We start from the raw sequence: 12,283 nt of genomic DNA on the forward strand, positions 1-12,283 counted from the left end.
ACACCTCCTGCTACCGGCGATACCCGCCAGCGGCCTTACTTCGCGACGATGACTTCGCTACGCTCATTTGGCGACGATCATTTGGCAACGATCACGCCCTGCGCCTGCTGATGGAAATCGTCGAAGAACTTGTACTCGCCCGCATCGAGCGGCGCGATCACGACGAACGAGTCCGCGCCCGGTGCCAGCACCTTTTCCTTGCGCAACTGAACGCTCTCGAACTCAGCCGCGCCCTTGCCCGTATTGCGCACCTCGATCTTGATGCGTTTGCCCGCCGGCACTTCGATGCGCGCGGGGTTGAGCTTGCCATCGTTCATTTCGAGCTTGAACGTCGGCAGATCTTCGGCGTGCGCCATCGTGGCCACGCCCGCCAGCGACACCGCAAAAGACGCGCTGAGCGCGAGCGCCGCAAACTTCCGCTTTACAGTCATTGGTTTTACCTGCTCCTTGCTGCCATTCATGCGGCGGCGCTGCACACGATGCGCCCCGCCGCTCGAACTGCCGGGTGACGGCTTAATAGCCGCCCTTCTTGCCGATGCCCGCGAACGGGAAATCGTATTCCAGCGTGATCGGCTTGAACCACGGGCCCACGCCCGTTTCCTTGTCGACGTGACGGCCGAACGCCATGTGGCCCGTTTGCATCGGCGCTTCGACGATCAGCTTGAGGTGGTACTTGCCGGGACCGGCGAGCTTCACGTTGTCGCCATAGTGCGGGCCGTCGTTCGCGACCATCGGCATCAGGTCGCCCTTTTGCACGTAGCTCGAACCCGGCTTGGTGAGTTCGTAGTGAACCTGCAGATACGGCATCCAGTCGCCTTCAGCGAAGCCGGTCGGGTTGTTCTTGACCGCGTGGATGTCCGATTCGAGGTGAATGTCGGAATCCGAGGCCTTGCGCATCATGCCTTCCGGCTCCATCGTGATCGGCTGCAGATAGACCGCGCCGATTTCCATGCCGCCCTGGATTGCTTGCTTGCCGATCGGGTATTCAGCCGCGTTGGCCGCAAAGGCCGCCGTGGCGGCCGCGATGACGGCAGTGCCGCGCAAGAGAGAGTGAATCCGCATCGAAACTCCTGGTTTTTATATGAGGGTTACGTCCGACATACGTTCGCTGCGCACCTGTAATAATGCTAATGCGAACAATTCTCAATAATGGGGGGGAGTTTAACACCGATGCAGATGAGGGACAAATTCGGCGCCCCGGAAAACCCAACCGCGACAGGGTTTTAGCAGCGTTTCATTAACACACGCTTACGGTGCCTGCCGGCCCGGTTTCAGGGCCGGAAATTCACGAAAGGCATTCGAATGGTATAGGCAGGATATAGCGGGTGCGGCGCGTAGCCGCCCCACCCGCCTCGAGGCTCGGCGCTCAGATCGGATGGTCGCCCACGTTTGCCCCGAACACGCGCTGGCGCAGCAGCGCGAGCTGATCGCGCGCCTGCGCGGCCTTCTCGAATTCGAGGTTCTTCGCGTAGTCCATCATCTGCTTTTCGAGCTTTTTGATTTCCTTCGCGATCTGTTTCTCGGACATGTCCTCGAACTTCGCGCGCTCCTGCTGCTCGCGCAGCTCGGCGCGGGCATCATCGACGTTATAGACGCCGTCGATGATGTCCTTGATGCGCTTGACGACCCCGCGCGGCACGATGCCGTGCTCCTCGTTGAAGGTGATCTGCTTGGCGCGGCGGCGCTCGGTTTCGTCGATGGCTCGACGCATCGAGTCGGTGATGCGGTCGCCGTAGAGAATCGCCTTGCCGTTCACGTTACGCGCGGCGCGCCCGATCGTCTGGATGAGCGAGCGCTCGGCGCGCAGGAAGCCTTCCTTGTCGGCGTCGAGAATCGCCACGAGCGAAACCTCGGGGATGTCCAGGCCCTCGCGCAGCAGGTTGATGCCCACGAGCACGTCGAAGGTGCCCAGACGCAGGTCGCGAATGATCTCCACGCGCTCGACCGTGTCGATGTCGCTATGCAGATAGCGCACCTTCACGCCGTGGTCGGCCAGGAACTCGGTGAGTTGCTCAGCCATGCGCTTGGTGAGCGTGGTGACGAGCACGCGCTCGCCCACGGCCACGCGTTCGTTGATCTCGCCGAGCACGTCGTCGACCTGCGTCGATGCGGGTCGCACCTCGATCGTCGGGTCGACGAGGCCCGTGGGGCGCACGACCTGCTCCGCGATCTGGCCCGTCACCCTCTTTTCGTAGTCGGCGGGCGTGGCCGAGACGAACACCGCCTGGCGCATCTTGCGCTCGAACTCGTTGAACTTGAGCGGCCGGTTGTCCAGCGCCGAAGGCAGCCGGAAGCCGTAATCGACGAGATTTTCCTTGCGCGCGCGGTCGCCGTTGTACATCCCGTTGAACTGGCCGATCAGCACGTGCGACTCGTCGAGGAACATCATGGCGTCGGTCGGCAGGTAATCGACGAGCGTCGGCGGCGGCTCGCCGGGCAGCGCGCCCGAAAAGTGCCGCGAGTAGTTCTCGATACCCTTGCAGAAGCCCAGCTCCTGAAGCATTTCCAGATCGAAGCGCGTGCGCTGCTCAAGACGCTGCGCCTCCACGAGCTTGCCTTCCGTATGGAAGAACTCGAGACGCTCGCGCAATTCGGACTTGATGGTTTCGACGGCGCGCAACACGGTTTCGCGCGGCGTGACGTAGTGCGACGACGGATAGACCGTGAAGCGCGGAATCTTCTGGCGCACGCGGCCCGTGAGCGGATCGAAGAGCTGCAGCGTTTCCACTTCGTCGTCGAACAGTTCCACGCGCACGGCCATTTCAGCGTGTTCGGCCGGGAAGATGTCGATGGTGTCGCCGCGCACGCGGAACGTGCCACGCTGGAAATCCTGCTCGTTGCGCGTGTATTGCATGGCGATCAGGCGCGCGATGACGTCGCGCTGGCCCAGGCGATCGCCGTGGCGCAGCGTGAGAATCATCTGGTGGTACTCGGACGGATTGCCGATACCGTAGATCGCCGAAACCGTCGCAACGATCACCACGTCGCGCCGCTCCATCAGGCTCTTGGTGGCCGAAAGCCGCATTTGCTCGATGTGCTCGTTGATCGACGAATCCTTCTCGATGAAGAGATCGCGCTGGGGCACATAGGCTTCCGGCTGGTAGTAGTCGTAATACGAGACGAAGTACTCGACGGCATTGCGCGGAAAGAACTCGCGGAACTCGGCGTAGAGCTGCGCGGCGAGCGTCTTGTTCGGCGCGAACACGATGGCGGGGCGGCCCAGGCGCGCGATGGTGTTCGCCATCGTGTAAGTCTTGCCCGAGCCCGTCACGCCAAGGAGCGTCTGGAACGAGAGGCCGTCCTCCACGCCTTCCACGAGCGTTTCGATGGCCGTCGGCTGGTCGCCGGCCGGCAGGTACGGCTGGTAGAGCTGGAACGGCGAGCCTTCGTACTGGACGAATTTCGACTCGTCGAGCGCGGGCGCGTCGGCGACGGTGTGGTCGGGCATGGGGGCATCCTGTGCGCGGAGCAAACAACTATTCTAGCGTCTCGCCGGATCTTGCCGATGGGCGAGCCTGGGGCGAGACGAGGTGGGCTGAACCATACATGGGGCGTACCGGCGGCACTGCAAGGGCCGTGCGTCGCAGCAGCGGCCACACCTAAGCGAGCGCACGCCAGAAGTCGCCCAATCGTGCCGGAAATAGCCCTGAAAGCGGCACGGAGAATGGCAAATCCGCGGAAATCCGGCTTGAGGATTCGTTACAATAGCGAGTTCCGTGGCCGGTGCAGCACGTGGCCCAACCGATCTTCCTTCACTTTTGCCGAACGATCATGTCCCTCTTTTCCGCTGTCGAACTCGCCCCCCGCGACCCGATCCTGGGTCTGAACGAAGCCTATAACGCCGATGCGCGCGCGACCAAGGTGAACCTCGGCGTGGGCGTGTACACCAACGAAGAAGGCAAGATTCCGCTGCTGCGCGCGGTGCGCGAAGCAGAAAAGGCTCGCGTGGAAGCCGGTCTGCCGCGTGGCTATCTGCCGATCGAAGGTCTCGGCGCGTACGACGCCGCCGTGCAAAAACTGCTGCTCGGCGACGACTCGCCGCTGATCGCCGCGGGCCGCGTCGTCACGGCGCAGGCACTGGGCGGCACGGGGGCGCTCAAGATCGGCGCCGACTTCCTCAAGCGCGTGAACCCGAGCGCCAAGGTCGCGATCAGCGACCCTAGCTGGGAAAACCACCGCGCCCTGTTCGAAAGCGCAGGTTTCGAAGTCGTCGCCTATCCGTACTACGACGCGCAAACCAACGGCGTGAACTTCGAAGGCATGCTCTCCGCACTGAACGGCTACGCCGCCGGCACCGTCATCGTGCTGCACGCATGCTGCCACAACCCGACCGGCGTGGACCTCACGGTCGACCAGTGGAAACAGATCATCGAAGTCGTGAAGGCGCGCAACCTCGTACCGTTCCTCGACATCGCGTATCAGGGCTTCGGCGACGGCATCGCGGAAGACGGCGAAGTCGTGCGCCTCTTCGCCGCTTCGGAACTCAACGTGTTCGTTTCGTCGTCGTTCTCGAAGTCGTTCTCGCTGTACGGCGAGCGTGTGGGCGCGCTGTCGATCCTCACGAGCAGCAAGGAAGAATCGTCGCGCGTGCTCTCGCAACTCAAGCGCGTGATCCGCACGAACTACTCGAACCCGCCGACGCACGGCGGCTCGGTGGTCGCAGCCGTGCTCGGCTCGGCCGACCTGCGCGCCATGTGGGAAGCGGAACTCGGCGAAATGCGCAACCGCATCCGCGCGATGCGTACGGGCCTCGTCGAGCGCCTTACGGCCGCCGGCGTGGACCGCGACTTCAACTTCATCAACGTGCAGCGCGGCATGTTCTCGTACTCGGGCCTGACGGCTGCGCAAGTCGACCGCCTGCGCGAAGAGTTCGGCATCTACGCCGTGAGCACGGGCCGCATCTGCGTGGCCGCGCTGAACACGCGCAACCTCGACGTCGTGGCGAGCGCTGTCGCACAAGTGCTGAAGTAAATTCGTTCGTCAGCACATTGCGCCGCTGCAACGCGGCGCGCTGACGCGACAAAAAAGGCGTCCGTTCGAAAGAACGGACGCCTTTTTCTTTGGCGAACGCAGCGGAAAACTCAGGCGGCGTGGCCCCGCATGTCGCGATGGATATCGTGCGTGACGAAACCCGAGTCGTTATCGGGCTTGTCGAGCCAGCCCGGCTGCGCGAGCGAAGCGCGGATATCCTGCAAGCCGCTTGCCCAATGCTCGTGCATGGTCGAGAGGCCGAACTGGTAGTCCTTGAAATGCCCCTCGTATTCCTTCTGCCGGTAGATGAGGTGGATCACGTTGTACTTCTTCGAGCACGAAAGCTCGTCCGCCAGCGCGACCCACGGATCATTGCGATGCTCGGGCGCGACGCGATCGAGCACCTCGCGCAGCACATGCCGATAACGCTGCGAGCGCTGCAGGATGTCGGTGACGAGACGCGTGCGGCTCGAATACTGAATGTCCTTCACGCGGCCCTGCACGTCGATGAGGTTGTCGGGCACCGGCCCGCGCGCGCTCCAGAGATCGACCTGGAACGCGAGCGTGTCGCGCCGCGGCGTGGTCTGGATCACCTCGTAGAGCGGCGTGTTCGACATCAGGCCGCCGTCCCAGTAGTACTCGCCGTCGATCTCCACCGCCGCGAAGCCGGGCGGCAGCGCGCCCGAGGCGATGAAATGCTCGGGGCGCAGCTTCGTGGTCTTGTTGTCGAAATAGACGAAGTTGCCGCTGCCCACGTTAACCGCGCCCACTGACACGCGCGTTTCGCCCGAGTTGATGCGCTCGAAGTCGCACAAGCGTTCCAGCGTCGCCTTGAGCGGCTTCGTGTCGTAGTAGCTGGCCGTTTCGGGCGAGCCTGATCCATTGGGCAGCGGCGGCGGAAAGCGCGGCACGAAAAAGCCCTTCTGCCCTTCCACGATCGCGCCTGCCGCCTGCATGGCCGTGAACGTCTTACGCACGGCGGCATTCGAATTGAAGAGCGCATGCTCGACGAAGGGTGGCAACGGGAAACTGTAGGCCGGCTGGCAGATCGTCTGCCAGAACTCGCGCAGACGCGCCACGCGATGCTCAGGCGCATTGCCCGCGATGATGGCGGTATTGAGCGCGCCGATTGAAATGCCCGCGATCCAGTTGGGCGCAATGCCGGCCTCGACGAGCCCTTCGTACACGCCCGCCTGATACGCGCCGAGGGCGCCGCCCCCCTGCAGCGTGAGCGCGATGGTTTCCCACTCTTTCGCCTGCGCGCCGCACTGCGAAACGTGCGGCTGCGGCGCATTACCGATATGCGCGCCGGTATGCGCGCCGACCTCGTCGTCGACCGCGCTCGACTGGACCTGCCCCTTCTTGCGTTGCGCCATTGCTGCGCCTCCTGCGCTCGATGTCTGCGTTATTGCATGAACCAGCCGTGGCTCACCACGAAGGACTGGCCCGTGAACGCAGCGCTCGGGAACGCCGAGAGGAACAGCACGGTTTGCGCGACGTCCTCGACGGTCGTGAAAATGCCGTCCACCGTACCGCCGAGCATCACGCGCTTGACCACTTCTTCCTCGCTGATGCCGAGTTCCTTCGCCTGCTCGGGAATCTGCTTTTCCACGAGCGGCGTGCGCACGAAGCCCGGACACACCACGTGCGAGCGCACATTGTGCTTGCCGCCTTCCTTGGCGAGCACACGCGCGAGGCCGAGCAGCGCGTGCTTGGCCGCGACATAGGCCGACTTCAGCGGCGACGCTTCGTGCGAATGCACCGAACCCATGTAGATCACCACGCCGCCGCGGTCATCCTTGTACATGTGCTTGAGCACCGCCTTGGTGGTGAGGAATGCGCCGTCCACGTGGATGGCCTGCATCTTCTTCCAGTCGGAAAACGCGTAGTTCTCGATCGGGTTCACGATCTGGATGCCGGCGTTCGAGATGAGGATATCCACCGGACCGAGTTCGGCCGCGACGCGGTCGATACCCTGATTCACGGCGTCTTCATTGGTGACGTCCATGGCGACGCCGATGGCCTTGCCGCCTGCGCCCTTGATCTCTTCGGCCACGGCGTCCGCGCCGCTCTGGTTCAGGTCGGCGATGGCGACTGCGGCGCCTGCCTGCGCGAGCGTGAGCGCGATCTGCTTGCCAATGCCGCTGGCCGCGCCGGTAACGACTGCGACCTTGCCATCGAGTTTCGAGTTCAGTGAGAGAGACGACATCGGGCACCTCCAGGTGAGTGAACGGGACAGGATGAAACCTCGGAGCGCGCGCCGTCAAACCTGACGAATGGCTTATGCCATCCGGCCGGATGTTGCGTCGCGGCCAACCGGGCTATTGTGCATGAACACGCGTGGTCGAAGCATCGAGCAAGACAGGCAAAAGAGTTTTTCGCCGCACCGCAAGGCGCAGCGCGGGAAGCCAGCCAACGCAAGCCCGTTCAGCAACAATGGCCAAGTCGTGCTAGCTTTATCGGCTCACAAGGAGGCGTTAATGAACTATCGGCGACTGGGCCGCTCAGGCCTGCAGGTAAGCGAACTGTCCATCGGCTCGTGGGTTACCTATGGCAACCAGGTCGACGCAAAGCTCGCACGCGAATCGCTCGCGGCGGCGCGCGACGCGGGCATCAACTTCTTCGACAATGCCGAGGCCTACGCCGGCGGCAAGTCGGAAGAGCTCATGGGCCACGCCCTCAAGGAGCTCGCGTGGCCGCGCGTGAGCTACGTGGTGTCGACCAAGTTCTACTGGGGTTTGAACGAAGCGCCCAACCAGTACCACACGCTCAACCGCAAGTACCTCATGGACGCCATCGACGGCTCGCTCAAGCGGCTGCAGCTCGATTACGTCGATCTCGTGTTCTGCCACCGCCCCGACCCGAACACGCCGGTCGAGGAAACCGTCTGGGCGATGAGCGACATGATCACGCGCGGCAAGGCGCTTTACTGGGGCACCTCGGAGTGGAGCGCCGACGAAATCCGCGCCGCGTGGGAAATCGCGGAGCGCCATCACCTGCACAAACCGGTCATGGAGCAGCCGCAATACAACCTGTTCCACCGCACGCGCGTCGAAGACGAATACCGCAGGCTCTACGAGGACATTGGCCTCGGCCTCACCACCTGGAGCCCGCTCGCCTCGGGCCTGCTCACCGGCAAGTACCGCGGCGGCGTGCCGTCGGGTAGCCGTGCGGAACTCCAGGGCTACGACTGGCTGCGCAAGAACGTCACGGACCCTGACAAGAACGAGATCGTCGGCAAGCTCGCCGAGTTCGCGAAACAACTCGACTGTTCGGTTGGGCAACTGGCGCTCGCGTGGATCCTGAAGAATCCGCGCGTAAGCACGGTCATCACCGGGGCCTCGCGTATCGAGCAGATCGGTGAAAACATGAAGGCGCGCGACGTGGCGCAAAAGATCACGCCGGACATCAAGGCGCAGATCGAGGCGATCGTAGGCGACGCTTACGACTGACGCCTCGCGTATGCCCGGAACGCGCGTCACGCTCACCAGCGTCGGACGGGCTCACGTGAGCCCATCCGGGCGTCGACCGTATCTGCAGGTGACTCATTGCGGTGGCGTACAATACGCGGCCTCGCTGCGCGCGCCGCTACTTCGGTAGCGGCGCAGCAATCGCGCCGCCGCCGTCTTCCCCGTTCTCACCGGACCTCGTGTCCCGTCCATCATGCTGAGCTACCGTCACGCCTTCCACGCCGGCAATCATGCCGATGTCCTGAAACACGCCGTCGTCGTGCAATTGCTGCATTACCTTGGCAAGAAGGACAAGGCGTACTGGTACATCGATACCCACGCGGGCGCCGGCGCCTATGCATTACGCGAAGGCTACGCCACGAAGAACGCCGAGTTCGACACGGGCATCGGCAAGCTGTGGGGCCGCAACGACCTGCCTGCGGCGCTCTCAGACTACGTGGACGAAGTGGCGGCGCTGAATCCCGACGGCGAATTGCGCTTCTACCCGGGCTCGCCCTATCTCGCGTGGCGTCTCATGCGCGAGCAGGACCGCATGCGGCTCTTCGAATTGCACAGCACGGAAATCGACGTGCTGCGCCACCGCTTCCACGACGCGGGGCGCCGCGTGATGATCTACGCAGGCGACGGCTTCGACGGCATCAAGGCGCTCCTGCCCCCGCCGCCGCGCCGTGCGCTCGTGCTGATCGATCCGTCTTTCGAGGACAAGCGCGACTACGCGCGCACGCTCGCGTGCGTGGAGGAAAGCCTCACGCGCTTCGCGAATGGCACTTATGCGGTCTGGTATCCGCAGGTCACGCGTCCCGAGTCGCAGCGCTTCCCGGAGCAACTCAAGCGCCTGCAGAACAAGAACTGGCTGCACCTCTCACTTTCGGTGAGCCATCCGCCCGAAGACGGCTTCGGCCTTTACGGCAGCGGCATGTTCATCCTCAACCCGCCCTACACGCTCGAAGCGACGATGAAAGAGGCGCTGCCCTGGCTTGTGAAAACGCTCGGCCAGGACGCTGGTGCACAGTTCAAGATCGAATCGCGCGGCGACTGAACCGCGGATTCGCTCACGCGAGCCGCGTCACTGCCCAGACGGTAACGGCTGGGGAAGCGGCGGCGTTGGGCGATGAGGGGGGCGTGGCGGGCGCGGCGGCGGATTCGGCCGCCCGCCGCCCTGCTGCACTTCCACGTACGGCGCGACGACATACGGCTGCGACGAATCCGGCACGAGACCCGCCGGCTGCGCCGCCTGCACCATCGGCTCGCGCGAGAGCGGCGCGTTTTGCAGAACCACGCCCGGTTGACCGTCGCTAATCCCTCTTTGCGTATCCAGAATCAGCGGCTGCCCCGCATGCACGCTGGCGCTAACGCACGCCATGACGATGGCGATCAGGCCCGCACGCGCAACAGAAAAACGATGCAACGCGCGGCGCGGCGACACCAACGTGCGGTGGAAAATGCGGTCTTGCACCATGAATGGCCCCCGAAGTGAAAGCGACACCATTGCTATGACGGCTTGTCGCAAAAAGACTTTACCTTACCGTCGTGGCAGGGCTCAGACTCTGTTCCATCGGCGGTGCAGAAATGACAAAGCCCCGCCAATGCGGGGCTTGAGACTCTGCTGATCTCACCGGATCGCAACCCGGTCAGAATTCGCTTATAGCGTCGGCTTACAGCGAGCTGTAGCCAGTCGACTCGATCGAACGAATGCGCTGCTCGAGCTGGACGATATCGGCCGACGATGCGAGATACGCTTCGCGGCGGCGACGTTCAGCAGTTTCAAACCAGTTGCTCAGCTTTTCAAGAAGGAATGCAAACATGATGATGTGCTCCAAGGATTCGATTCGGCGATCCCCGGTGAATTTGCATCAGGGATAACCCTCATAAGGGATAACCCGCATTATAGCGGTTGCACCGAACTTTGCTAGTGAATTGCCCGAATACCGTGCATTCCATTTTGGAATAACAGTAAGGTGTGAATCAGCATCATCATGTTTTATCGACACATTTTCCGGTAACTTCGCAGACACTTGGCGGCAATCATACGAAAAAGCACCAACGTGGTGCGCGCAGCCAATCAGGTTGCGTCAATTTGCCCTGTGCGGTTGCACCTGCCTTCAGTGCGCGTGGCCGGGCTCGTGGCAGTCCGGCGTGGTCGTGGCGGCAAGCCGTTCGATGATCGGGCAGTCGGGCCGGTCGTTGCCCTGGCAGTGCGAGGCCAAATGAGCGAGCGTGTCGCGCATCTGGGACAGTTCGGCGATGCGCTGGTCGAGTTCGGCGACATGTTCGAGCGCGATCGACTTGACCTCGGCACTCGCACGCGAGCGGTCGTGCCAGAGCGCCAGCAGGCGCCGGATGTCGTCCACCAGAAAGCCGAGCCGGCGCGCCTGCCGGATGAAGCGCAGCGAATGCACCTCCTGCGCGCCATAGACCCGGTAGCCGGACTCCGTGCGCCCTTTGGGCGCCAGCAGCCCGACACTTTCGTAGTAGCGAATCATTTTTGCCGTGACGCCCGATTCGCGCGCCGCTTCGCCGATGTTCACGCCGTTCTCCTGCTGTTTGATCAATGGCTTCATCGTACACCTTCCCATGATGGGAAGGTCCAGCGCGACCACCGGCCCAGGCTGGCATAATCCGCCGGCGGCCTCATATCGAGTAGTAGCAAGCCTCAATCTCTGAAAAAGGAACACACGATGATCCAGTTCAACGTCGAAGGCATGAGCTGCCAGCACTGCGTAGGCGCCGTCACGCGCGCGATCCACGAGCACGACGCGCAAGCCAGGGTCGAGATCGATCTGGCCGCCGGCCGCGTGAAGGTCGAATCGAGCCAGAGCGCCGAAGTCCTGAAGTCGGCGATCGACGAAGCCGGCTACACCGTGGTCGGCACGGCCAGCGTCTGACAGGCCGCGCCATGTTCAAGGTTGCCGTGATCGGCGCGTCCGGCCTGCTAGGTCGCGCCATAGTCCGCGAACTCGCAGCAGTTACCCCCTGGCAGGTCGTGCCGACCGCGTTCCGCCACGGCGGCCCGCAGCAAACCGTGCTCGACGTGCGCGACGCGCAAGCCGTGAACGCGTTCGTCGAGCACGAGGCGCCCGACGCGATCGTGCTGGCCGCCGCCGAGCGCCGCCCCGACGTGTGCGAGCACGATCCGGCGGCAGCGCGCGCGCTCAATGTCGATGCGGTGCGCAGCGTCGCCGCGGCGGCGCGGCGGCGCGGCGCGTGGGTGCTCTCGATTTCCACCGATTACGTGTTCGACGGCACGCAGCCGCCCTACCGCATCGACGACACGCCGAATCCGCTCAACGCCTATGGTCACAGCAAGCTCGAAGGCGAGCAGGCCCTGCTCGAAACCAGCGACAACACTCTCGTGCTGCGCCTGCCCTTGCTGTACGGACCGATCGTCGGCTGGCACGAATCCGCGGTCACGAGCCTCGTGCCGGCCATCCTCGCTGCGGGAGAGCCCGGGGCACAGGCGGCGCCGATGGACGCGTGGGCTACGCGCTACCCCACTTTCACGCCCGATGTGGCGTTCGTGATCCGTGAGCTGCTGCTGCGCTGCGCGGACGGCGCTCCCGTGCGCGGCGTCGCGCAATGGTCCGGCGACGAGCCGATGACGAAGTACGACATCGCCCAGCGGATCGCGCACGCACTTGGCATAGAGGCGCGTCTGCTCGCACAGCCGACGCCCACCGACGCCACGCCGCGCCCACGCAACTGCCATCTCGATTCGAGCCGTCTCGAAACGCTGGGCATGGGCCGCCGCACGCCGTTCGACGCGGCGATTCGCGCCGTGCTCGACGCTTTCATGAGCGACGGCGAGCAGCGAAACACGTAGCGCGCGAGCCAGCCGCTCTCCA

General features: G+C 63.7%; 13 protein-coding genes. 5 read left to right on the forward strand and 8 right to left on the reverse strand.

Annotated elements, in window-relative coordinates:
- Window positions 1-77: 77 nt before the first annotated feature.
- From JMY28_RS22515 to uvrB, 3 genes are all read right to left on the reverse strand, one after another.
- The gene (locus JMY28_RS22515; RefSeq protein WP_201698126.1) at window positions 78-431 is read right to left on the reverse strand and encodes a cupredoxin domain-containing protein; all 354 of its coding nucleotides are present in this window, start codon (window positions 429-431) and stop codon (window positions 78-80) included.
- A gap of 82 nt (window positions 432-513) precedes the next feature.
- Window positions 514-1,062, reverse strand: coding sequence for an iron transporter (locus JMY28_RS22520; protein ID WP_201698127.1), 549 nt, complete (start codon window positions 1,060-1,062; stop codon window positions 514-516).
- Between the two features lie 304 nt (window positions 1,063-1,366).
- Entirely contained in the window at window positions 1,367-3,448 is a 2,082-nt protein-coding gene (gene uvrB, locus JMY28_RS22525; protein WP_201698128.1) for an excinuclease ABC subunit UvrB, read from the reverse strand.
- A 323-nt stretch (window positions 3,449-3,771) separates the two neighbouring features.
- On the opposite strand from uvrB, the gene JMY28_RS22530 reads away from it, so the two are divergent.
- A complete protein-coding gene (locus JMY28_RS22530; RefSeq protein WP_201698129.1) occupies window positions 3,772-4,971 on the forward strand; it encodes an amino acid aminotransferase in 1,200 nt (399 codons plus the stop codon).
- Between the two features lie 110 nt (window positions 4,972-5,081).
- On the opposite strand, the gene JMY28_RS22535 is transcribed toward JMY28_RS22530, so the two are convergent.
- Window positions 5,082-6,347 (reverse strand): DUF3734 domain-containing protein, encoded by a 1,266-nt coding sequence (locus tag JMY28_RS22535; RefSeq protein WP_201698130.1) that lies wholly within the window; start codon window positions 6,345-6,347, stop codon window positions 5,082-5,084.
- A gap of 29 nt (window positions 6,348-6,376) precedes the next feature.
- Window positions 6,377-7,180: a 3-hydroxybutyrate dehydrogenase gene (locus JMY28_RS22540; protein WP_201698131.1), complete on the reverse strand. Its 804-nt coding sequence runs from the start codon at window positions 7,178-7,180 to the stop codon at window positions 6,377-6,379.
- 271 nt (window positions 7,181-7,451) lie between these two features.
- Between JMY28_RS22540 and JMY28_RS22545 the strand changes: the two genes are divergently transcribed.
- Window positions 7,452-8,423 carry a potassium channel beta subunit family protein gene (locus JMY28_RS22545; protein ID WP_201698132.1) on the forward strand — a complete coding sequence of 324 codons (972 nt, stop codon included), beginning with the start codon at window positions 7,452-7,454 and terminating at the stop codon, window positions 8,421-8,423.
- A gap of 211 nt (window positions 8,424-8,634) precedes the next feature.
- Complete coding sequence (locus JMY28_RS22550; protein WP_201698133.1) at window positions 8,635-9,480, forward strand: 23S rRNA (adenine(2030)-N(6))-methyltransferase RlmJ; 846 nt, start codon at window positions 8,635-8,637, stop codon at window positions 9,478-9,480.
- Between the two features lie 27 nt (window positions 9,481-9,507).
- On the opposite strand, the gene JMY28_RS22555 is transcribed toward JMY28_RS22550, so the two are convergent.
- The 3 genes from JMY28_RS22555 to cueR form a co-directional block, all read right to left on the reverse strand.
- Complete coding sequence (locus JMY28_RS22555; RefSeq protein WP_201698134.1) at window positions 9,508-9,900, reverse strand: hypothetical protein; 393 nt, start codon at window positions 9,898-9,900, stop codon at window positions 9,508-9,510.
- A 196-nt stretch (window positions 9,901-10,096) separates the two neighbouring features.
- Window positions 10,097-10,246: a DUF3563 family protein gene (locus tag JMY28_RS22560; protein WP_201698135.1), complete on the reverse strand. Its 150-nt coding sequence runs from the start codon at window positions 10,244-10,246 to the stop codon at window positions 10,097-10,099.
- Between the two features lie 297 nt (window positions 10,247-10,543).
- Window positions 10,544-10,969, reverse strand: a complete 426-nt coding sequence (cueR, locus tag JMY28_RS22565) for a Cu(I)-responsive transcriptional regulator (RefSeq protein ID WP_201698245.1) — start codon at window positions 10,967-10,969, stop codon at window positions 10,544-10,546.
- Window positions 10,970-11,119: 150 nt separating this feature from the next.
- On the opposite strand from cueR, the gene JMY28_RS22570 reads away from it, so the two are divergent.
- Window positions 11,120-11,326 carry a heavy-metal-associated domain-containing protein gene (locus tag JMY28_RS22570; RefSeq protein WP_201698136.1) on the forward strand — a complete coding sequence of 69 codons (207 nt, stop codon included), beginning with the start codon at window positions 11,120-11,122 and terminating at the stop codon, window positions 11,324-11,326.
- An 11-nt stretch (window positions 11,327-11,337) separates the two neighbouring features.
- Complete coding sequence (locus JMY28_RS22575) at window positions 11,338-12,261, forward strand: dTDP-4-dehydrorhamnose reductase family protein (RefSeq protein WP_201698137.1); 924 nt, start codon at window positions 11,338-11,340, stop codon at window positions 12,259-12,261.
- The last annotated feature ends 22 nt before the right edge of the window (window positions 12,262-12,283 follow it).

This window comes from Paraburkholderia hiiakae (assembly GCF_904848665.1).
Taxonomy (GTDB): domain Bacteria; phylum Pseudomonadota; class Gammaproteobacteria; order Burkholderiales; family Burkholderiaceae; genus Paraburkholderia; species Paraburkholderia hiiakae.

Excerpts from the sequence above, each read along its gene's own strand:
- JMY28_RS22530 (WP_201698129.1), top strand. The coding sequence starts at position 3,772 with ATGTCCCTCTTTTCCGCTGTCGAACTCGCCCCCCGCGACCCGATCCTG.
- JMY28_RS22575 (WP_201698137.1), top strand. The coding sequence starts at position 11,338 with ATGTTCAAGGTTGCCGTGATCGGCGCGTCCGGCCTGCTAGGTCGCGCC.
- JMY28_RS22515 (WP_201698126.1), bottom strand. The coding sequence starts at position 431 with ATGACTGTAAAGCGGAAGTTTGCGGCGCTCGCGCTCAGCGCGTCTTTT.
- JMY28_RS22535 (WP_201698130.1), bottom strand. The coding sequence starts at position 6,347 with ATGGCGCAACGCAAGAAGGGGCAGGTCCAGTCGAGCGCGGTCGACGAC.
- JMY28_RS22570 (WP_201698136.1), top strand. The coding sequence starts at position 11,120 with ATGATCCAGTTCAACGTCGAAGGCATGAGCTGCCAGCACTGCGTAGGC.
- uvrB (WP_201698128.1), bottom strand. The coding sequence starts at position 3,448 with ATGCCCGACCACACCGTCGCCGACGCGCCCGCGCTCGACGAGTCGAAA.
- JMY28_RS22540 (WP_201698131.1), bottom strand. The coding sequence starts at position 7,180 with ATGTCGTCTCTCTCACTGAACTCGAAACTCGATGGCAAGGTCGCAGTC.
- JMY28_RS22545 (WP_201698132.1), top strand. The coding sequence starts at position 7,452 with ATGAACTATCGGCGACTGGGCCGCTCAGGCCTGCAGGTAAGCGAACTG.
- JMY28_RS22520 (WP_201698127.1), bottom strand. The coding sequence starts at position 1,062 with ATGCGGATTCACTCTCTCTTGCGCGGCACTGCCGTCATCGCGGCCGCC.
- JMY28_RS22560 (WP_201698135.1), bottom strand. The coding sequence starts at position 10,246 with ATGTTTGCATTCCTTCTTGAAAAGCTGAGCAACTGGTTTGAAACTGCT.
- JMY28_RS22555 (WP_201698134.1), bottom strand. The coding sequence starts at position 9,900 with ATGGTGCAAGACCGCATTTTCCACCGCACGTTGGTGTCGCCGCGCCGC.
- JMY28_RS22550 (WP_201698133.1), top strand. The coding sequence starts at position 8,635 with ATGCTGAGCTACCGTCACGCCTTCCACGCCGGCAATCATGCCGATGTC.